The sequence below is a fragment of the Bacillus cereus group sp. BceL220 genome (genome assembly GCF_051776965.1).
Lineage (GTDB): Bacteria > Bacillota > Bacilli > Bacillales > Bacillaceae_G > Bacillus_A > Bacillus_A cereus.
Genome location: NZ_JBPWBC010000001.1, coordinates 275406 through 293769, shown reverse-complemented (window position 1 = coordinate 293769; position 18364 = coordinate 275406). Strand labels below are relative to the sequence as shown.

Below are 18364 nucleotides of genomic sequence, written 5' to 3'. Positions count from 1 at the left end.
AAGCGTTTCAGAATATGGTTCAAGAGAGGAAGAGGTGAACGGAATGGGTACTAAAACAAAAAAGACCCTATTTAATGTTGATGAGCAAATGAAAGCTATCGCAGCTCAATTTGAAACATTACAAATTTTAAATGAAAACGGTGAAGTTGTGAATGAAGCAGCTATGCCTGAATTATCTGATGATCAATTAAAAGAATTAATGCGTCGTATGGTGTATACACGCGTATTAGATCAACGTTCTATTTCTTTAAACCGTCAAGGACGTTTAGGTTTCTACGCACCTACAGCTGGACAAGAAGCTTCTCAATTAGCGAGTCATTTCGCACTTGAAGCAGAAGACTTCATCTTACCAGGATACCGTGATGTACCACAATTAGTATGGCACGGATTACCATTATACCAAGCATTCTTATTCTCTCGTGGACACTTCATGGGTAACCAAATGCCTGAGAATGTAAATGCATTAGCTCCACAAATCATTATCGGTGCGCAAATCATCCAAACTGCTGGTGTTGCGTTAGGTATGAAACTACGTGGTAAAAAATCTGTTGCAATTACTTACACTGGTGACGGTGGTGCTTCACAAGGTGACTTCTACGAAGGTATGAACTTTGCAGGTGCATTCAAAGCTCCAGCAATCTTCGTTGTTCAAAACAACCGTTATGCAATTTCTACTCCAGTAGAAAAGCAATCTGCAGCTAAAACTGTAGCACAAAAAGCAGTAGCAGCAGGTATTTACGGAATTCAAGTAGACGGTATGGATCCATTAGCTGTATACGCAGCAACTGCTTTCGCTCGTGAGCGCGCAGTAAATGGCGAAGGCCCTACTTTAATCGAGACTTTAACATTCCGTTACGGTCCACATACAATGGCTGGTGATGACCCAACTCGTTACCGTACAAAAGATATCGAAAACGAATGGGAACAAAAAGACCCAATCGTACGCTTCCGTAAGTTCTTAGAAGCTAAAGGCCTATGGTCTCAAGAAGTTGAAGAGACAGTAATCGAAGAAGCAAAAGAAGATATCAAACAAGCAATTGCTAAGGCTGACCAAGCTCCAAAACAAAAAGTAACTGATTTAATGGAAATCATGTACGAAAAAATGCCTTACAACTTAGCTGAACAATATGAAATTTACAAAGAAAAGGAGTCGAAGTAAGCCATGGCTCAAATGACAATGATTCAAGCAATCACTGATGCTTTACGCGTTGAAATGAAAAATGATCCTAACGTACTTGTATTTGGTGAAGACGTTGGTGTAAACGGTGGTGTATTCCGTGCTACTGAAGGTTTACAAGCTGAATTTGGTGAAGATCGTGTAATGGATACTCCACTTGCAGAGTCTGGTATTGGTGGACTTGCAGTTGGTCTTGCACTTGAAGGATTCCGTCCAGTTCCAGAAATCCAATTCTTCGGTTTCGTTTTTGAAGTAATGGATTCAATTTCTGGTCAATTGGCTCGTATGCGTTACCGTTCTGGTGGACGTTGGACTGCTCCAGTAACAGTTCGTTCTCCATTCGGTGGTGGTGTTCATACTCCTGAACTACATGCTGATAGCTTAGAAGGATTAGTGGCTCAACAACCTGGTCTAAAAGTTGTTATTCCATCTACTCCATACGATGCTAAAGGTCTTTTAATCTCTGCGATTCGTGACAACGATCCAGTTATCTACTTAGAGCATATGAAATTGTACCGTTCATTCCGTCAAGATGTACCAGAAGGCGAATACACAATTGATTTAGGTAAAGCTGATATCAAACGTGAAGGTACAGATGTATCTGTTATCGCTTACGGTGCTATGGTTCACGCTGCATTAAAAGCTGCTGAAGAACTTGAAAAAGAAGGTATCTCTTTAGAGGTTGTTGACTTACGTACAGTTCAACCATTAGATATCGAAACAATCATCGCTTCTGTTGAAAAAACAGGTCGCGTAGTTGTAGTTCAAGAAGCTCAAAAACAAGCTGGTATTGCAGCTAACGTTGTAGCGGAAATTAACGACCGTGCAATCTTAAACTTAGAAGCTCCAGTTGTACGTGTTGCAGCTGCTGATACAGTATTCCCATTCTCTCAAGCAGAGAGCGTATGGTTACCAAACCACAAGGATATTGTTGAAGCTGTAAACAAAGTAATGAACTTCTAATTTTTAGTTTTTCATGTGCAAAAGAAATCAGCACATGCTGGTTTCTTTTGTACATATTCCATAATAATGAAATGAATCAGGGGGCTGAATTCCGTGGCATTTGAATTTAAACTACCAGATATCGGTGAAGGTATCCACGAAGGTGAAATCGTAAAATGGTTTATTAAACCAGGCGATGAAGTAAATGAAGACGATGTACTTCTTGAAGTGCAAAATGATAAAGCAGTAGTAGAAATCCCTTCTCCTGTTAAAGGTAAAGTACTTGAAGTACTTGTAGAAGAAGGAACAGTTGCAATCGTAGGAGATACATTAATTAAATTTGATGCTCCTGGATACGAAAACCTTAAATTTAAAGGTGACGATCATGATGAAGCTCCAAAAGCTGAAGAAGCAGCAGTAGAAGCTCCAGCAGCGGAAGCTACTCCAGCAGCAACTGCAGAAGTAGTAAATGAGCGCGTAATCGCTATGCCATCTGTTCGTAAATACGCTCGTGAAAAAGGTGTAGACATTCATAAAGTGGCTGGTACTGGTAAGAACGGCCGTATCGTAAAAGCTGACATCGATGCATTTGCAAATGGTGGACAAACTGTAGCAGCAACTGAGGCTCCAGCAGCAGTAGAAGCTACTCCAGCAGCAGCGAAAGAAGAAGCACCAAAAGCACAACCAATTCCAGCTGGTGAATATCCAGAAACTCGTGAGAAAATGAGTGGTATCCGTAAAGCGATTGCGAAAGCAATGGTTAACTCTAAGCATACAGCTCCTCACGTAACATTAATGGATGAAGTTGATGTAACTGAGCTTGTTGCTCACCGTAAGAAGTTCAAAGCAGTAGCAGCTGACAAAGGTATTAAATTAACTTACCTTCCATACGTTGTTAAAGCTTTAACATCTGCATTACGTGAATACCCAATGTTAAACACTTCTTTAGACGATGCATCTCAAGAAGTAGTTCATAAACATTACTTCAACATCGGTATCGCAGCTGATACAGACAAAGGTCTATTAGTACCAGTTGTTAAAGATACAGATCGTAAGTCTATCTTCACTATTTCTAACGAGATTAATGATCTTGCTGGTAAAGCACGTGAAGGTCGTCTAGCTCCAACTGAAATGAAAGGTGCTTCTTGCACAATTACAAACATTGGTTCTGCAGGTGGACAATGGTTCACTCCAGTTATCAATCACCCAGAAGTAGCAATCCTTGGTATCGGCCGTATCGCTGAAAAACCAGTTGTGAAAAATGGTGAGATCGTTGCAGCTCCAGTATTAGCATTATCTCTAAGCTTTGACCATCGTTTAATTGACGGCGCAACTGCTCAAAAAGCGTTAAACCAAATTAAACGTCTATTGAATGACCCACAATTATTAGTAATGGAGGCGTAATAACAATGGTAGTAGGAGATTTCCCAATTGAATTAGATACAGTCGTTGTTGGTGCAGGTCCTGGTGGATACGTTGCGGCAATTCGTGCAGCACAATTAGGTCAAAAGGTAGCAATCATTGAAAAAGCTAACCTTGGTGGCGTATGCTTAAACGTTGGATGTATTCCTTCAAAAGCGTTAATCAATGCAGGTCATCGTTATGAGAATGCAATGCATTCTGATGACATGGGTATCACTGCAGAGAACGTAAAAGTTGACTTTACAAAAGTTCAAGAATGGAAAAACGGCGTAGTTAAGAAATTAACTGGCGGTGTTGAAGGCCTTCTTAAAGGTAACAAAGTTGAAATCATTCGCGGTGAAGCTTACTTTGTAGATGCTAATACATTACGCGTTATGACTGAAGATGCAGCTCAAACTTATACGTTTAAAAATGCTGTTCTTGCAACTGGTTCTACACCAATCGAAATTCCAGGATTCAAATACTCTAAACGTGTTATCAACTCTACAGGTGCTTTAAGCTTACCTGAAATTCCTAAAAAACTTGTTGTAATCGGCGGCGGTTACATCGGTATGGAATTAGGTACTGCATATGCTAACTTCGGTACAGAAGTTACTGTAGTAGAAGCTGGCGACGAAATCTTAGCTGGTTTCGAAAAAGCTATGAGCTCTGTTGTTAAACGTGCTCTACAGAAAAAAGGTAACGTAAATATCCATACAAAAGCTATGGCTAAAGGCGTTGAAGAAACAGAAACTGGCGTAAAAGTTAGCTTTGAAGTTAAAGGTGAAATCCAAACTGTAGAAGCAGATTACGTATTAGTAACTGTAGGTCGTCGTCCAAACACTCAAGAAATCGGTCTTGAGCAAGTTGGAGTTAAAATGACTGACCGCGGCATCATCGAAATCGATGAGCAATGTCGTACAAATGTACCAAACATCTATGCAATCGGTGATATCGTTCCTGGACCACCATTAGCTCACAAAGCTTCTTACGAAGGTAAAGTAGCTGTAGAAGCAATTAGTGGCCATGCATCAGCTATCGATTACATCGGAATTCCTGCAGTATGCTTCACTGATCCAGAATTAGCATCTGTTGGTTACACTAAGAAACAAGCTGAAGAAGCTGGAATGACTGTAACTGTATCTAAGTTCCCATTCGCTGCTAACGGTCGTGCATTATCATTAAACAGCACTGACGGTTTCCTACAACTTGTAACACGTAAAGAAGATGGTCTTCTTGTAGGTGCTCAAGTTGCAGGTGCAGGTGCTTCTGATATTATCTCTGAGATTGGTTTAGCTATCGAAGCTGGAATGACAGCTGAAGATATCGCTCAAACAATCCATGCTCACCCAACATTAGGTGAAATCACAATGGAAGCAGCTGAAGTTGCTCTTGGAATGCCAATTCACATTGTAAAATAATTTAAGTAATGTAAATAGCCCATCTCTTATTGTAAGAGATGGGCTATTTTTATTTTCATCAAATGACTTGCAAGGTCTTTAAACGTACTTGTCGAATGAATATATAATACTTTAACAAATGATTTAGGCGTAACTTACTTCAAAGGTAATATATATCATCCTATAATATGTAATTGATTCAAACTTAACCCCATATATTAATAAAATAGGGCATGTCAAAGGAGAAGGTTCCATGAAAATATTACATGTTATATTTTATCATTTACTACTATGGAGTGGCTTTTCCACTGTATTAACATTATCGAATGGTGATAAGTTTCATTATAAAGTTATTCTTTTTTTCGTGTTCCTGTATTTAGCCTATGTAATAGCATATTTTGTATTACACGTAAGAAAGCAAGCGTTATTTCTTACATGTTCGAATTGTATACTATTTTTAATCGTATTATTTCTTTTTTAAATTAACGTTTATAAAAATACATTGTTCTTCCATTAAATAATTGTAACTCTCCTTCTAATTTCTTCGCTAAAAAACGGCAAAATTCATTTGCTTTCCCTTTGTCACCATATATTGCATTAGGTGGTAAAGAAACTTGGATGAAAGATTGTTCATTTTCTATACCAACACCAATATAAATTGAGTCATACCGGTCATGATTGGATTGAAGTTTTAATGTCGTTGTAGATGTATCTAAAATTTCATAAGGAAAAGCGGTATTTGTATACGTGTAATTAATTTGGGCCCCAGTTTTAGAAGTAACTGTTTTATAATAATGAAAAAGTTGTTTTATATCATCTATTGAAACAGATTGTTGGTTGGATTTAGGTACAAGCGTAATAAAGGCGTGTTGCATATAAGTTCCCCCTAACTTAGTAGAATACTATCATTCTACATCCTACTGAATTTTTTGACAATTAAAAGGAGTATTACATGTTTTGTTTAATATACTATTAATGAAACGTGATGTAGAAAGGTGGAAACCAATGTTTGAAAAATTGTATGATGAGCATGAAAGTGTGAAGGTACGATTTTTAGGGTTTATGACACATGATACACGTTATGATTTTGGTGTTATTTATACAAATATGTTTTTTGGAAAACCGCTCATTGTTTGTATGCAAACAGGAAGGTCTACTTTACTCGGAAGAGATGATGTAGAGAATGTTCAATATATACAGGAGATTTTTAAATTAGGATCAGAAGAGGAAGCGAAGGAGTTAGCTCAGTTTTTCAAATTTCTAGTTCCGTCAACTTCTTTACATGCGGAATATGAAGAATAATTAATGTGAAACAGTCGTACTTATAAATATGGCTGTTTTTTATTTGAATATCGCATACTAATTAAAATTTAAAATATTTAATGTGTTATACTAAAAACCTATTGACGTAAAAAGTATAACATATTAAAATAAAGACAGAAAGTTAAGCGGTTACAAAAAAGTTTTTGGGATTATAAACTTAGGGGGAAATGAAAAATGGGAACAATCGTATGTCAAGATTGTGAAGGTACAATTGCACACTTCGAAGATGAGAAAGTAACGGTACTTTACGGGAAATGTGGATCTTGCGGATGTGATCACACAGAGCATACAAAAGCCCAATAATTGATAGGAAATGGACAGCTAAAAGTTTTTAGGACCATAAACTTAGGGGGAAATGAAAAATGGGAACAATCGTATGCCAAGTATGTGAAGGAACAATCGGACATTTTGAAGATGAGAAAACGACAGTACTTTACGGAAAATGTGGAACAAATTGTGACTGTGCTAGAAAAGATAATGCGAAAGCTTAATGATAGATAAATAGATTACTATTAAAACTCAGGGGGAAATGAAAATGGGAACAATCGTATGCCAAGTATGTGAAGGAACAATTGGACATTTTGAAGATGAAAAATCAACAGTACTATACGGGAAATGTGGATCTCATTGCGAATGTGACCATAAAGAACATACAAAAGCTTAATAATAAGAAAAAGCGCCTACATGTGTAGGCGCTTTTTTAATAAATTGTAGTTGTATGGCCAACTGTTGCAACGATTGCATCATCTCTAATTGGAATAAAGCTTATGGATGTCTGTGGTGTACTAGAAGAAGCGTATTGGCTCATTATACGGCTATCTATACGGGTAATAGTATCGGTCAAGAAAGCTGAAATAAAAGCGTAAGGGACTCGTCGTTCATTTAATGAATAAATAATTTCTTCTTTTGTTTTTACACCTACGCCATGTCCGTAAAAAAAGAAATTTCCTAAATAGATTGTGTTTTCTCCTTGCCACTCAATCGTAGCTGGATTCACTTGTGGGTTTTTAAAGTAAACGAGGTCACCTGGAACAAGATCGCCACCGGTTTTTGTTATGAGCCTTAGATCTTGATCGTAGTCCCATGTATAAAGTAAAAGGTTTGCAAATAGACGATTGAAAGTTTCTTCCTCATACAATGATAATAAAGCTTTATAAAAAATAATGATCATAGCGGTTGCGCATTCAGTTCCATATAGTTTTCCGTTTTTGAAAATATCTTGTATGGCAATAGAAGGTGGTATGTTTGGAAGAAGCTCGAATCCTCCAAGGGATGTTCTTTTCCAATACTGGGGGTTGCAAAAGGATTGTTGAAATGTGCGAAACTGAAATCCACTTTGAAAAAGTTCTAGTGCAGAGATAATAATATTAACTCGTAAATTGAGATCAAAGCTGAGTTCATCAGCTGTTCGGAAGGAATAAACTTCTTGATTTCCTGCCATTATTGATAAAATTTGTTGTTTCTCTGCTGCAAATGGCTCATATTCATTTGTAATATAAGGATGTACAATAGAACGGCCTATTACAATCATAATAGTATCCCCACCTATACGTTACATTCTTTAGTATCGTATGAAGAAAAGGAAAAAAGGTGAAAAAAAAGCCTATCAACTGATAGACTTGTACTCTTTAATAACACGTAATGTTTGTAATGTCATATCTTCAGGACCTTGTACAGGTAAACCTGCTTCTAAGTTTTTACGAATATACTCTAAGTTTTCTTGTGTAATAATTTCCCCCGGAGTAAAGATTGGAATCCCTGGCGGATAAACCATAACAAAATCAGCTATAATACGACCCGCTGCATTTTCAAATGGAATGACTTCTGTTTCCGAATAAAAAGCATCTCGAGGAGAAAGTGCTAGCACTGGAATTTCTGGAATCTCTACTTGTACTTGAACACCTTTATCTGCCCTATTTCTAAATGTTGCTGCTAAATCTTGTAATGCTGCAATAAGTGTATTTGTATCACTTTCTGTGTCTCCTAAAGTGATAAGACATAGTATGTTGTATAGATCTGAGAGTTCTACTTCAATGTTATATTGCTCTCTAAGCCATACTTCAGCTTGGTGGCCGGTAATACCTAAATCTTTTACAGATACAATTATCTTTGTAGGATCATAGTTAAAGGTAGCATCTGTACCTAACATTTCTTTTCCAGGACAGTAAAGATGCTCAATAGAATTTATAGCATCACGAACATGTTCAGCTAATTGTATTGTTTGTTCTATGAGTGCTGTTCCTTCTGTAGCAAGACGTTTTCTCGCAACATCAAGTGATGCTAACAAGATGTAAGAAGTTGATGTAGTTGTAAGCATGCTAATAATAGATTGGACATGTTTTACATTCACCAAGCCTTCTTTCACATTAAGAATAGAACTTTGAGTTAAAGAGCCTCCTAATTTGTGAACACTTGTTGCTGCCATGTCTGCACCAGCTTGCATCGCTGACATCGGCAATTCATCGTGAAAATGAATATGAACACCATGAGCCTCGTCGACTAGTACAGGGATGTCATAAGAATGTGCTAATTGTACAATCTGTTCTAAGTCTGCAGCAAATCCAAAGTACGTTGGATTAATAACAAGTAAGCCCTTTGCATCTGAGTGCTCTTCAAGTGCTTTTTTGACAGATTGAATTGTGATTCCATGAGAAATACCGAGTTTTGGATCGATTTCAGGATGCATGAAAATCGGTTTTGCACCTGAGAAAATAATAGCTGACATTACTGATTTATGCACGTTTCGTGGTACTAGGATTTTGTCACCAGGACCGCAAACGCTCATCACCATTGTCATAATAGCGCCACTTGTACCTTGAATAGAAAAGAAAGTATGATCTGCACCGAATGCAGCGGCTGCTAAATCCTGTGCTTCTTTAATCATACCTTTTGGATGATGTAAATCATCGAGTGGCGCAATATTAATTAAATCAATTGCTAATGCATTATGCCCAATAAATTCGCGAAATGTAGGATCCATGCCTTGTCCTTTTTTATGACCAGGAATATGGAATTGAATTGGATTTCGCTTACTGTGCTCAACTAAAGCGGTAAACAATGGTGTTTCGTATTGGGACAATCTATACACCCCTTCTTCTTCATAATATTTAATTTGTTTTATATAATCCTGCTCTAAAAAAGGTAAGTCCTTTTTTTTAGAATGAGGCTTGTTTTTCTGCCATTCAAAAAATCGGTTTTGAGATGGTAGCTTCACTTTATTTTCTATAAAACAAAAGCATTATATCACCAATAATTATAGATGTATAGAAAAAAATATTTTTAAGGTGAGTATGTTTAATAGTTAGCCTCAACTAATGAATGGAGGAAGACAATTCCATTAAAATGAATAAATAGTGTATAATGCAGAGTGGCTATAATGAAGAATAAAACATTCTCTTTAAGATAGCATAATGAAACAAGAAGAAATGATAAATGAGGTGCGAAATGGAATATCAATATCCGTTAGATTATGATTGGTCAAATGAGGAAATGGTTATAATTGTGAAGTTTTATGAAGCAATTGAGAAAGCTTATGAAAAAGGAATTATAAGAGAAGAATTAATGGGTTTATATCGTCGTTTTAAAGAGATTGTTCCATCGAAAGCAGAAGAAAAGAAAATTGATAAAGAGTTTCAAGAAGTAAGTGGATACTCTATATATCGTGCTATTCAAAGAGCAAAGGAAGTCGAAGAACAAAAGCTTGTAAAAATGTAAAAAATATTTTGAAAAATAAAAACTGAAGTGATATAATGTGATAACAACTAAAAACGGACAATATAAATTGTCCGTTTTCTACTATCGATTACAAAGTGCATATAAAGGAAGGAGTGATTGCATCGTAGATTCAATCTTAGCAAGGAATTGTTCGTTGGTCATTGCTGAAAACTCCTCTGGTGATATATGAATACCAACTAATAATTCTGCTTTTTTTACAGTAGCTAGTCGTTCAATCATCTTTTGTAAGTCTTCGGTTTCAAGTGTTTTATGTAATTTCACACTTGGTTTAGTATGGTCAATGGACCAAACGAAGTCATTTGGAATATTTGTTTTTAAATCATTTAAATGTTCTAAGAAGGCATGAGCCGTCTCAACTTTTTGTGGACACTCATAGATTAAACCAAAGTATATGAAGGCATGAGTACCCCATAAGCCGATTTGGAAATGCGGTAGCATTTTATATCCTCGTTTATTTGTTGAAAAAGCAACCCAAGTATCGTTTGGTGGATTGACTTTGCGACGTGCGTGTTTTGCAACATGATAAAAAAAGTTCTCATCAGTGTGTTGGGATAAGTATTCTGCAAATTGTTCCCCTAAAGCTTCTAGCTTAGGATGAATGTTCGTTTTAATTGCACTCATTCGTTCTTCGAGACCATCAACTGTAAAGACATCAAAATCAGTTGACTTGAATGTTTGTATTGTCATGATTGTTCCTCCAACTCCTATTTTGCTTTTATTTTAGCATAGCTTGTACTATTCATAAAAAAAACAGCACAAAAAAATTTAAATAAAAAAATATAATTTTGTTGCATAGATGATTTATCCAACATAGTATAGTATAAAACAAAAAATCAGAAAATTGAATTAATTCTAGTCCGAGGGCAGACGAATATTGGGAGGAGGCAAATAATATGAGACAGGTGATTAATGCGTTAAAGAGAACAGATGCCGAAAAGAGAATACCGGTGCTACGTTTGGAGCTAGATTATGAATTAGCAACTTTATATGATGCGATGATGGAAGATGATAAACAGAAAAAAGAAGAGTGTGTACAAAAGTTAGAAGTGTTAAGACTTGAAATGATTCGTTTAGAAGCGTAATAATAGTATATGTATAAAAAATTAGTTGGTGCGAACCTTATAAAGGGTTCGTTTTTTCTGTGAACAGTAAAGATCGGAGTGTTTAAACATGCAAGAAGTATGGAAAGACATCGATGCACACGCCAAACGGTGGATTCGGGATGCAGGAGAGCATTTAATGGCATCCATGAAAAAAGCACTTATTATAGAAACAAAATCCAATGCAGCTGACTTAGTTACAAATATGGACCGAGAGATAGAACAGTTTTTAATTGGGAAAATTAAAGAAACATTCCCGAATCATAATATTTTAGGAGAAGAAGGTTATGGAGACGAGATAACGTCTTCTGACGGGGTTGTTTGGTTAATTGATCCAATTGACGGCACGATGAACTTTGTTCATCAAAAAAGAAATTTTGCAATTTCAATTGGGATTTATAAGAACGGTATCGGAAAGATTGGACTTATTTATGATCCAGTACATGATGAACTATATCATGCAGTCAAGGGATCTGGAGCTTTTTGTAATGATATATCAATTCCTCCATTGGAAAAAGGAACTGTAGAGCAAGGTATTGTAGCTTTAAATGCGGTATGGCTTACAGATAATCCATTGCTTAATATGGAAAGTATGATGGCACTTGTTAAGAAAGCAAGGGGCACGAGATCGTATGGCTGTGCAGCGTTAGAGATGGTGTACGTTGCAACTGGAAGAATAGATGCATATGTAACGCCGAGATTATCACCATGGGATTTTGGCGGAGGACAGATAATTGTAGAAGAAGTTGGAGGGAAGGTAACGACATTCTCTGGAGCGCCACTTTCTATCATAGAGAAGAGCAGTGTGCTAGTTGCAAAACCAGGAGTGTATGAAGAAGTGTTATCTTTTATATCAGAGCCACAAAAAAAGTAAGAGGCTATGTATAAGCTTCTTACTTTTTAGCGTTATTGTGATTTGCGCATTTTTCTTTTTGTTACAAAACCGTATCCAACTGCAACAAATGTACCGATAATGCAAATAATAATACCGATTGGACTATTTTCAGCAATCATAATGCCGATACCGATTAAGAAAATAACACCGATAATTGCGGTTAATAAAAAGCGATATTGAATGTGTTCCATTTCTTCACCCTCCAATCTCATTTTACTTTCACAAAAGTAAGAATACAACTATATTTTCATTCTTGCTTTTATTTTAATTGCTATTGTATCCCCTTCGCTCTTATAATAGAGAAGGATTAAAAAGACATTAGGAGTTGGACATGTTGAAAAAACGACAAGATTTACGTAATATAGCAATTATTGCCCACGTTGACCATGGTAAAACAACACTTGTTGACCAGTTATTACGTCAAGCGGGGACATTCCGTGCGAATGAACATATTGAAGAACGCGCAATGGATTCAAATGATCTAGAAAGAGAACGCGGTATTACAATTTTAGCGAAGAATACAGCGATTCACTATGAAGATAAAAGAATTAACATTTTAGATACACCAGGTCACGCTGACTTCGGTGGAGAAGTAGAACGTATCATGAAAATGGTTGATGGTGTTCTACTTGTTGTTGATGCATATGAAGGTTGTATGCCACAAACACGATTTGTTTTAAAGAAAGCTCTTGAGCAAAACTTAACTCCAATCGTTGTTGTAAACAAAATTGACCGTGACTTCGCTCGCCCTGATGAAGTAGTTGATGAAGTAGTTGACTTATTCATCGAACTTGGTGCAAACGAAGATCAATTAGAGTTCCCAGTTGTATTTGCATCAGCAATGAACGGAACAGCAAGCTTGGATTCAAATCCGGCAAATCAAGAAGAGAATATGAAATCATTATTCGATACAATTATCGAACATATTCCAGCACCAGTTGATAACAGCGAAGAGCCACTTCAATTCCAAGTAGCACTTCTTGATTACAACGACTACGTTGGACGTATTGGAGTTGGACGCGTATTCCGCGGTACAATGAAGGTTGGACAACAAGTTGCTTTAATGAAAGTTGACGGAAGTGTAAAACAATTCCGCGTAACGAAATTATTCGGTTACATTGGATTAAAACGTCAAGAAATTGAAGAAGCAAAAGCTGGAGATTTAGTAGCTGTTTCAGGTATGGAAGACATCAACGTAGGTGAAACGGTATGTCCGGTTGAGCATGAAGAGGCTTTACCATTATTACGTATTGATGAGCCAACGCTACAAATGACATTCCTTGTAAATAACAGCCCATTTGCAGGTCGTGAAGGTAAATTTATTACATCTCGTAAAATTGAAGAGCGTCTTCGTTCACAATTAGAAACAGATGTAAGTTTACGTGTAGATAATACAGATTCTCCTGATGCATGGATCGTATCTGGACGCGGGGAATTGCATTTATCTATCTTAATTGAAAACATGCGTCGTGAAGGTTATGAACTACAAGTATCTAAGCCTGAAGTAATTATTAAAGATATCGATGGCGTAAGATGTGAACCTGTAGAGCGCGTACAAATCGATGTTCCTGAAGAATACACTGGTTCTATTATGGAATCAATGGGTGCACGTAAAGGTGAAATGTTAGATATGGTGAATAACGGAAACGGTCAAGTTCGCCTTACTTTCATGGTTCCGGCACGTGGTTTAATTGGTTACACAACAGAATTCCTAACATTAACTCGTGGTTACGGTATTTTAAACCATACATTCGATTGCTACCAACCAGTACATGCTGGACAAGTGGGTGGACGTCGCCAAGGTGTTCTAGTTTCACTTGAAACAGGAAAAGCATCACAATACGGTATTATGCAAGTTGAAGACCGTGGTGTAATCTTCGTTGAACCAGGTACAGAAGTATATGCTGGTATGATCGTAGGAGAACATACTCGTGAGAACGACTTAACAGTTAACGTTGTGAAAATGAAACAACAAACTAACATTCGTTCTGCAACGAAAGATCAAACTTCAACAATGAAAAAACCACGCTTAATGACTCTAGAAGAGTCATTAGAGTACTTAAACGATGACGAGTTCTGTGAAGTAACTCCAGAATCAATTCGTTTACGTAAAAAGATTCTTGATAAGAGCGAACGTGAAAGAGCTGCTAAGAAAAAGAAATCTGTAGAAGCATAAAAAATAAAACAGCTACCTTTAAGGTAGCTGTTTTTTTATGTTTATTTTTTAGAATATTTACTCTTTTTAGTGGACAGTATTTTTTTCGCAGGTTACTCTTGTATTAAGTACATAAAGAAATTTTGTTTTTTATGAGAAGGGGGGATAAATAGTGTTAGAAAGAATGTCTTTTTTTGCGAAATTATGTAAAGTTGATGAAAATCCAGAGTTAGGAATGTGGTTACTTTATGGGACGATTATTATATTAAGTGCTCTCGTCTATAATTTAGGATTTGCTAGAAAGTTGTCTGTACTAAAAAATATAGTAATATACATATCATTAGCAATTGGATGTACAGTATTAACCTTTTTTGCTGTATTTTTACCTGTTGGAGAAGGACTTGTTGTAGCGGCAATTGTACTTGGAATTTATAGATTGCGTTTGCGTCAAGCGAAACAACAAAAAGCAGGGTGAGGGGGCGAAGTTTTATGCGTTCAGTACAAGATGCACTATATAATTGGTTAACAATTAAAACAGTTGCGGAAGCACGTCCGGATGATAGTGCTGCAAAAGAAACGTATTTGTTATTTCAAAATATGATATATGAAGAACATAAATTAAAAAATGTGGAAGTTAAAAAGAACGAGGAAATGTATTTAATTACATATGAAATGAAAGGGGAAAGGAAATCTGCAAGGTTTCCATTAGAAGCTATTGATTGTTTCTTGGATCAAATGAATCGTGAGCCTGAAAAATATAAATAAGTCCTTATCTATATGAGTAAGGACTTATTTACATTTTACCAATCGTCTTCGACTTTTTTATCACGATATAATCGGAAATTACCACTTGCATGACGTTCCATTGTACGCTCTGCAATTCGTTCCGAACATTCCATGCACATATATGTATGAATAGGGCGATTACGCAGTTTTTTTGCCATAGGATTTTCATCATCTAACATATCTTTTTTATCACAAATCATACATTTGACTCTCATTTCGTCACCTCAATACGAATTCTATCAGTATAAGTATATCATGGAAGTATAATGTTTTTGAATAATAGTGGGAAAAAATAATATTTTCGCAATTCAAAAAATAAGTTATGATAAGGATATACCAAGTATGTTTGGAGGTGAAAATATGGCGAATGTAGTAGAGCCTACTTTAACAGAGGGTTTAGTACAAACGTTGCGTAAAGAGTGTATTGTGATGATAGCAACGACAGATTTCGAAAAACAAGTTCCTAACGTAAGTGCTATTTCTTGGGTGTATGCAGTGAGCAAAACTAGTATTCGATTTGCAGTAGATCAACGTTCACGTATTGTGGAAAATATAAGGCATAATACAGGTGTAGTATTGACTATAATGGCGAATGAATCCGTATTTTCTATAAGTGGTGCAGGTGAAATTTTGACAGATAGAATGGAAGGTATTTCTTTGAAATTAACTGTAATAGAAGTTAATGTGCAAGAAGTACGTGATGTTATGTTTTATGGAGCGAAACTTGCAATTGAACCAACATATGAAAAAACATACGATCTTCGGGCGGCCAAAAAGCTGGATAACGAAGTACTAGTAGGAATAAGAGAATTATAAATGTGCTAAATAAGAAATTCGTTTATTCACTTTTGTAATCGGTTATTGTGATTTAACGTTAATAATTATAATAAAAAGTAATATATTGAATAGAAATGAATAAAGAATAAATAAAAGGTTTAATGACTATGATTTTCGATTCTACCTCGTTTACACGGTACATATAATTATAACAATGGTTCGTCCATATTTTATGGATGAAACCCTTGTTCTACAAATTTAAAAGTGGAGTCAGGGGGTAACAGGTTGGATAAAATTTATGTGTTAGATACGAATGTACTTTTGCAGGATCCTTTATCTATTTTTTCATTTGAAACCAATGAAGTAGTGATTCCAGCAGTTGTATTAGAAGAGGTTGATTCGAAAAAACGTTATATGGATGAAGTAGGACGAAATGCTCGTTATGTATCTAAGTTAATAGATAAATTTCGTGAAATAGGAAAGCTGCATGAAAGTATCCCGCTAGAAAATGGCGGAACATTTCGTATTGAATTAAACCATCGTTCATTTGTGCAACTACAAGATATTTTTGTAGAAAAAACAAATGATAATCGAATTTTAGCTGTAGCAAAAAATCTATCTTTAGAAGAACAGGAAAAAGAGGACGGGAAGTCTGTTATTTTAGTAAGTAAAGATGTACTCGTAAGGGTAAAAGCTGATGCAATTGGTTTGAAGGCTGAAGATTATTTAAGTGATCGCGTAATTGAAGTAGAAAATATATATTCTGGCTTTTTAGAAGGATATATATCAAAAGAACAATTGGATTATTTTTATGAGAAAGGTGAATTGCCTCTATCTGAAATTGCGAATCACCCTTTTTACCCAAATCAATTTGTAGTAATGAAAGATGCATTAGGGGGCTCTAGTTCTGCGCTTGGCATTGTGGATCACTTAGGTAAGAAGGTAAAGAAACTTATTTTTCACAATGAACAAGTGTGGGGGATACGACCACGAAACGTGCAGCAAATTATGGGATTAGAATTGTTGCTTCGTGAAGATATTCCGCTCGTAACATTAACGGGGAAAGCCGGCACAGGAAAAACGTTACTTGCGTTAGCTTCGGGACTTATGCAAACAGAAGACTTAGGGTTATATAAAAAATTACTCGTTGCAAGACCAATTGTCCCAGTCGGAAAAGATATCGGTTATTTACCAGGAGAAAAAGAAGAAAAGTTAAGACCATGGATGCAACCAATTTTTGATAACCTAGAGTATTTATTTAATACGAAAAAGCCAGGAGAGTTAGATGCTATTTTAGCTGGAATGGGTTCGATTGAAGTAGAAGCCCTTACTTATATACGCGGGAGAAGTATTCCAGATCAGTTCATTATCATTGACGAAGCACAAAATTTAACAAAGCATGAAGTGAAAACGATACTAACTAGGGTAGGGGAAAAGAGTAAGATTGTATTGATGGGAGATCCTCAGCAAATTGATCACCCATATTTAGATGAATATAATAATGGCTTAACGTATGTTGTAGAGAAGTTTAAAGAACAGCGCATTAGTGGTCATGTGAAGTTTGTTAAAGGGGAGCGATCTAATTTAGCTCAACTAGCAGCAGATTTATTGTAAAAAGGAGTGAGCTTAAGCTCACTCCTTTTCTTTAAATAATTGTAAATTTACGGATGTTCCGGATTGGATTTTGTCGATTAGATCCATCATTGAAATAGAGATGAACAGGTCCGTCTTCTTTTAATGGCTTTCCTTCTTTTGAAAAACCTAGTATAGCATTTTTGACAGTTTCTAATGGAAGTGTCATTGTATGATCTACAGTTTCAATTTCAACTTGCGTAGCGTCCTCTAAAATTTCAGCGTTAGCAAGGAATGGATGAAATGGTATACCAAATGTTCCAGTAATTAGCTGTTCTTTTTTATATTTCTTTACACTTTGTTGTATCGGCGGGAAGGCAGCACCATCACGAATTTCACGATCCCAATGTTCTGAAGTGTTTTTTAAATAAGTTTCTAGTTCAGACGTGTTTTCTCTAGTTTCATCAAAGTAAGTTGTCAAATCTACTTTTCGATCATCAAAGATCCAAACAGTTGGATCAATAGTGATTGGAAAACGTACTTTTCCGTTAATAAATAAAATTTCGCTCATTGTTGTTCCCCCATTTGTGTTATACTCCCACTTTTCAGTATAATAGCATTAGACACTGTTGTCACAAAAAATGTTTCTATTGCAATTTATTAAAACTATCGCTAATATTAATAGATAGGATAGAGGAGAGTAGGACGGAAACGGAGGGAATCAATTTGGCGTCTGAGACAGTAGCAAATCATCAGGAAAAGGCACTAGCCCTTCTACAAGCGGATGCAGAGAAGATTTTAAGACTTATTAAGGTGCAAATGGACCATCTTACAATGCCGCAATGTCCATTATATGAAGAAGTGTTAGACACACAAATGTTTGGACTATCCCGCGAGGTCGATTTTGCAGTTCGCCTTGGTCTTATTGCAGAAGAACAAGGGAAAGCAATGTTAGGTGAGCTCGAACGTGAGTTATCTGCACTTCATGAAGCGTTTACAAACAAACAACAATAACGGGTTCAAATAAGGGGGCTCAAACTAAATTAGTTTGAGCTTTTTATTTGTATAATAAAGCAGGAAGAATCAATGTACATATGGAAT

The 18364-nt window shown here is 36.2% G+C and carries 25 protein-coding genes; 18 read left to right on the top strand and 7 right to left on the bottom strand.

The window, feature by feature from the left end:
- Positions 1-43 precede the first annotated feature (43 nt).
- From pdhA to ACS2FK_RS01440, 5 genes are all read left to right on the top strand, one after another.
- Positions 44-1159 (top strand): pyruvate dehydrogenase E1 component subunit alpha, encoded by a 1116-nt coding sequence (pdhA, locus tag ACS2FK_RS01460; RefSeq protein ID WP_000536895.1) that lies wholly within the window; start codon positions 44-46, stop codon positions 1157-1159.
- Between the two features lie 3 nt (positions 1160-1162).
- Positions 1163-2140: a pyruvate dehydrogenase complex E1 component subunit beta gene (gene pdhB / locus ACS2FK_RS01455; RefSeq protein WP_000068163.1), complete on the top strand. Its 978-nt coding sequence runs from the start codon at positions 1163-1165 to the stop codon at positions 2138-2140.
- 93 nt (positions 2141-2233) lie between these two features.
- Positions 2234-3523 (top strand): pyruvate dehydrogenase complex dihydrolipoyllysine-residue acetyltransferase, encoded by a 1290-nt coding sequence (gene pdhC, locus ACS2FK_RS01450; protein ID WP_000863420.1) that lies wholly within the window; start codon positions 2234-2236, stop codon positions 3521-3523.
- Between the two features lie 5 nt (positions 3524-3528).
- Entirely contained in the window at positions 3529-4941 is a 1413-nt protein-coding gene (gene lpdA / locus ACS2FK_RS01445; RefSeq protein WP_000260104.1) for a dihydrolipoyl dehydrogenase, read from the top strand.
- Positions 4942-5173: 232 nt separating this feature from the next.
- Entirely contained in the window at positions 5174-5401 is a 228-nt protein-coding gene (locus ACS2FK_RS01440) for a hypothetical protein (RefSeq protein WP_000697471.1), read from the top strand.
- Position 5402: 1 nt separating this feature from the next.
- On the opposite strand, the gene ACS2FK_RS01435 is transcribed toward ACS2FK_RS01440, so the two are convergent.
- On the bottom strand, positions 5403-5795 hold the full coding sequence (locus tag ACS2FK_RS01435) for a DUF1885 family protein (protein WP_063548515.1): 393 nt from the start codon (positions 5793-5795) through the stop codon (positions 5403-5405).
- 130 nt (positions 5796-5925) lie between these two features.
- Between ACS2FK_RS01435 and ACS2FK_RS01430 the strand changes: the two genes are divergently transcribed.
- The 4 genes from ACS2FK_RS01430 to ACS2FK_RS01415 all read left to right on the top strand — a co-directional run bounded on the left by ACS2FK_RS01430 (position 5926) and on the right by ACS2FK_RS01415 (position 6907).
- Complete coding sequence (locus ACS2FK_RS01430) at positions 5926-6222, top strand: DUF3055 domain-containing protein (protein ID WP_000462038.1); 297 nt, start codon at positions 5926-5928, stop codon at positions 6220-6222.
- A 195-nt stretch (positions 6223-6417) separates the two neighbouring features.
- Positions 6418-6546, top strand: a complete 129-nt coding sequence (locus ACS2FK_RS01425) for a GapA-binding peptide SR1P (protein WP_000536778.1) — start codon at positions 6418-6420, stop codon at positions 6544-6546.
- 59 nt (positions 6547-6605) lie between these two features.
- Entirely contained in the window at positions 6606-6734 is a 129-nt protein-coding gene (locus ACS2FK_RS01420; RefSeq protein WP_000536803.1) for a GapA-binding peptide SR1P, read from the top strand.
- Between the two features lie 44 nt (positions 6735-6778).
- Positions 6779-6907: a GapA-binding peptide SR1P gene (locus ACS2FK_RS01415; protein WP_000536796.1), complete on the top strand. Its 129-nt coding sequence runs from the start codon at positions 6779-6781 to the stop codon at positions 6905-6907.
- Between the two features lie 36 nt (positions 6908-6943).
- Here ACS2FK_RS01415 and ACS2FK_RS01410 read toward each other — a convergent pair whose 3' ends face one another.
- Both ACS2FK_RS01410 and speA read right to left on the bottom strand, forming a co-directional pair.
- The gene (locus tag ACS2FK_RS01410; RefSeq protein WP_000635339.1) at positions 6944-7774 is read right to left on the bottom strand and encodes a protein-glutamine gamma-glutamyltransferase; all 831 of its coding nucleotides are present in this window, start codon (positions 7772-7774) and stop codon (positions 6944-6946) included.
- 75 nt (positions 7775-7849) lie between these two features.
- Entirely contained in the window at positions 7850-9322 is a 1473-nt protein-coding gene (speA, locus tag ACS2FK_RS01405; protein ID WP_063549362.1) for an arginine decarboxylase, read from the bottom strand.
- A gap of 365 nt (positions 9323-9687) precedes the next feature.
- Here speA and ACS2FK_RS01400 point away from each other — a divergent pair, with 365 nt between their 5' ends.
- Positions 9688-9957 carry a UPF0223 family protein gene (locus tag ACS2FK_RS01400; protein WP_000456546.1) on the top strand — a complete coding sequence of 90 codons (270 nt, stop codon included), beginning with the start codon at positions 9688-9690 and terminating at the stop codon, positions 9955-9957.
- 81 nt (positions 9958-10038) lie between these two features.
- Here ACS2FK_RS01400 and ACS2FK_RS01395 read toward each other — a convergent pair whose 3' ends face one another.
- Positions 10039-10665, bottom strand: a complete 627-nt coding sequence (locus ACS2FK_RS01395) for a YktB family protein (RefSeq protein WP_000155318.1) — start codon at positions 10663-10665, stop codon at positions 10039-10041.
- Between the two features lie 206 nt (positions 10666-10871).
- Here ACS2FK_RS01395 and ACS2FK_RS01390 point away from each other — a divergent pair, with 206 nt between their 5' ends.
- Together ACS2FK_RS01390 and ACS2FK_RS01385 are read left to right on the top strand one after the other, a co-directional pair.
- On the top strand, positions 10872-11060 hold the full coding sequence (locus ACS2FK_RS01390; RefSeq protein WP_001250164.1) for a hypothetical protein: 189 nt from the start codon (positions 10872-10874) through the stop codon (positions 11058-11060).
- Between the two features lie 88 nt (positions 11061-11148).
- The gene (locus ACS2FK_RS01385; RefSeq protein ID WP_001158706.1) at positions 11149-11952 is read left to right on the top strand and encodes an inositol monophosphatase family protein; all 804 of its coding nucleotides are present in this window, start codon (positions 11149-11151) and stop codon (positions 11950-11952) included.
- 32 nt (positions 11953-11984) lie between these two features.
- On the opposite strand, the gene ACS2FK_RS01380 is transcribed toward ACS2FK_RS01385, so the two are convergent.
- Positions 11985-12164, bottom strand: coding sequence for a DUF5325 family protein (locus ACS2FK_RS01380; protein ID WP_000400123.1), 180 nt, complete (start codon positions 12162-12164; stop codon positions 11985-11987).
- 140 nt (positions 12165-12304) lie between these two features.
- On the opposite strand from ACS2FK_RS01380, the gene typA reads away from it, so the two are divergent.
- The 3 genes from typA (at position 12305) to ACS2FK_RS01365 (ending at position 14893) form a co-directional block, all read left to right on the top strand.
- Positions 12305-14149: a translational GTPase TypA gene (typA, locus tag ACS2FK_RS01375; RefSeq protein ID WP_000914752.1), complete on the top strand. Its 1845-nt coding sequence runs from the start codon at positions 12305-12307 to the stop codon at positions 14147-14149.
- Between the two features lie 151 nt (positions 14150-14300).
- Positions 14301-14603: a YlaH-like family protein gene (locus tag ACS2FK_RS01370; protein WP_000893662.1), complete on the top strand. Its 303-nt coding sequence runs from the start codon at positions 14301-14303 to the stop codon at positions 14601-14603.
- A 14-nt stretch (positions 14604-14617) separates the two neighbouring features.
- Complete coding sequence (locus ACS2FK_RS01365) at positions 14618-14893, top strand: hypothetical protein (protein ID WP_001258141.1); 276 nt, start codon at positions 14618-14620, stop codon at positions 14891-14893.
- A gap of 35 nt (positions 14894-14928) precedes the next feature.
- Here the strand turns inward: ACS2FK_RS01365 and ACS2FK_RS01360 are convergent, their stop codons facing one another.
- Entirely contained in the window at positions 14929-15129 is a 201-nt protein-coding gene (locus ACS2FK_RS01360) for a YlaI family protein (protein ID WP_001995040.1), read from the bottom strand.
- Between the two features lie 145 nt (positions 15130-15274).
- Here ACS2FK_RS01360 and ACS2FK_RS01355 point away from each other — a divergent pair, with 145 nt between their 5' ends.
- Positions 15275-15730, top strand: coding sequence for a pyridoxamine 5'-phosphate oxidase family protein (locus ACS2FK_RS01355; RefSeq protein WP_000024600.1), 456 nt, complete (start codon positions 15275-15277; stop codon positions 15728-15730).
- Positions 15731-15976: 246 nt separating this feature from the next.
- Positions 15977-17305 carry a PhoH family protein gene (locus ACS2FK_RS01350; protein WP_000358083.1) on the top strand — a complete coding sequence of 443 codons (1329 nt, stop codon included), beginning with the start codon at positions 15977-15979 and terminating at the stop codon, positions 17303-17305.
- Positions 17306-17336: 31 nt separating this feature from the next.
- Here ACS2FK_RS01350 and ACS2FK_RS01345 read toward each other — a convergent pair whose 3' ends face one another.
- Positions 17337-17834, bottom strand: a complete 498-nt coding sequence (locus tag ACS2FK_RS01345; protein ID WP_001289810.1) for a hypothetical protein — start codon at positions 17832-17834, stop codon at positions 17337-17339.
- A 155-nt stretch (positions 17835-17989) separates the two neighbouring features.
- Between ACS2FK_RS01345 and ACS2FK_RS01340 the strand changes: the two genes are divergently transcribed.
- Positions 17990-18277 carry a YlaN family protein gene (locus ACS2FK_RS01340; RefSeq protein WP_000135694.1) on the top strand — a complete coding sequence of 96 codons (288 nt, stop codon included), beginning with the start codon at positions 17990-17992 and terminating at the stop codon, positions 18275-18277.
- Positions 18278-18364 lie beyond the last annotated feature (87 nt).

What these genes read in the sequence shown, in the direction of transcription:
- ACS2FK_RS01395 (WP_000155318.1), bottom strand. Translation starts at nt 10,665, where the DNA reads ATGACAATACAAACATTCAAGTCAACTGATTTTGATGTCTTTACAGTT.
- ACS2FK_RS01420 (WP_000536803.1), top strand. Translation starts at nt 6,606, where the DNA reads ATGGGAACAATCGTATGCCAAGTATGTGAAGGAACAATCGGACATTTT.
- ACS2FK_RS01380 (WP_000400123.1), bottom strand. Translation starts at nt 12,164, where the DNA reads ATGGAACACATTCAATATCGCTTTTTATTAACCGCAATTATCGGTGTT.
- ACS2FK_RS01435 (WP_063548515.1), bottom strand. Translation starts at nt 5,795, where the DNA reads ATGCAACACGCCTTTATTACGCTTGTACCTAAATCCAACCAACAATCT.
- ACS2FK_RS01430 (WP_000462038.1), top strand. Translation starts at nt 5,926, where the DNA reads ATGTTTGAAAAATTGTATGATGAGCATGAAAGTGTGAAGGTACGATTT.
- ACS2FK_RS01440 (WP_000697471.1), top strand. Translation starts at nt 5,174, where the DNA reads ATGAAAATATTACATGTTATATTTTATCATTTACTACTATGGAGTGGC.
- ACS2FK_RS01410 (WP_000635339.1), bottom strand. Translation starts at nt 7,774, where the DNA reads ATGATTGTAATAGGCCGTTCTATTGTACATCCTTATATTACAAATGAA.
- ACS2FK_RS01390 (WP_001250164.1), top strand. Translation starts at nt 10,872, where the DNA reads ATGAGACAGGTGATTAATGCGTTAAAGAGAACAGATGCCGAAAAGAGA.
- ACS2FK_RS01360 (WP_001995040.1), bottom strand. Translation starts at nt 15,129, where the DNA reads ATGAGAGTCAAATGTATGATTTGTGATAAAAAAGATATGTTAGATGAT.
- typA (WP_000914752.1), top strand. Translation starts at nt 12,305, where the DNA reads ATGTTGAAAAAACGACAAGATTTACGTAATATAGCAATTATTGCCCAC.
- ACS2FK_RS01425 (WP_000536778.1), top strand. Translation starts at nt 6,418, where the DNA reads ATGGGAACAATCGTATGTCAAGATTGTGAAGGTACAATTGCACACTTC.
- pdhB (WP_000068163.1), top strand. Translation starts at nt 1,163, where the DNA reads ATGGCTCAAATGACAATGATTCAAGCAATCACTGATGCTTTACGCGTT.
- ACS2FK_RS01415 (WP_000536796.1), top strand. Translation starts at nt 6,779, where the DNA reads ATGGGAACAATCGTATGCCAAGTATGTGAAGGAACAATTGGACATTTT.
- pdhA (WP_000536895.1), top strand. Translation starts at nt 44, where the DNA reads ATGGGTACTAAAACAAAAAAGACCCTATTTAATGTTGATGAGCAAATG.
- ACS2FK_RS01400 (WP_000456546.1), top strand. Translation starts at nt 9,688, where the DNA reads ATGGAATATCAATATCCGTTAGATTATGATTGGTCAAATGAGGAAATG.
- ACS2FK_RS01355 (WP_000024600.1), top strand. Translation starts at nt 15,275, where the DNA reads ATGGCGAATGTAGTAGAGCCTACTTTAACAGAGGGTTTAGTACAAACG.
- ACS2FK_RS01385 (WP_001158706.1), top strand. Translation starts at nt 11,149, where the DNA reads ATGCAAGAAGTATGGAAAGACATCGATGCACACGCCAAACGGTGGATT.
- ACS2FK_RS01345 (WP_001289810.1), bottom strand. Translation starts at nt 17,834, where the DNA reads ATGAGCGAAATTTTATTTATTAACGGAAAAGTACGTTTTCCAATCACT.
- ACS2FK_RS01365 (WP_001258141.1), top strand. Translation starts at nt 14,618, where the DNA reads ATGCGTTCAGTACAAGATGCACTATATAATTGGTTAACAATTAAAACA.
- lpdA (WP_000260104.1), top strand. Translation starts at nt 3,529, where the DNA reads ATGGTAGTAGGAGATTTCCCAATTGAATTAGATACAGTCGTTGTTGGT.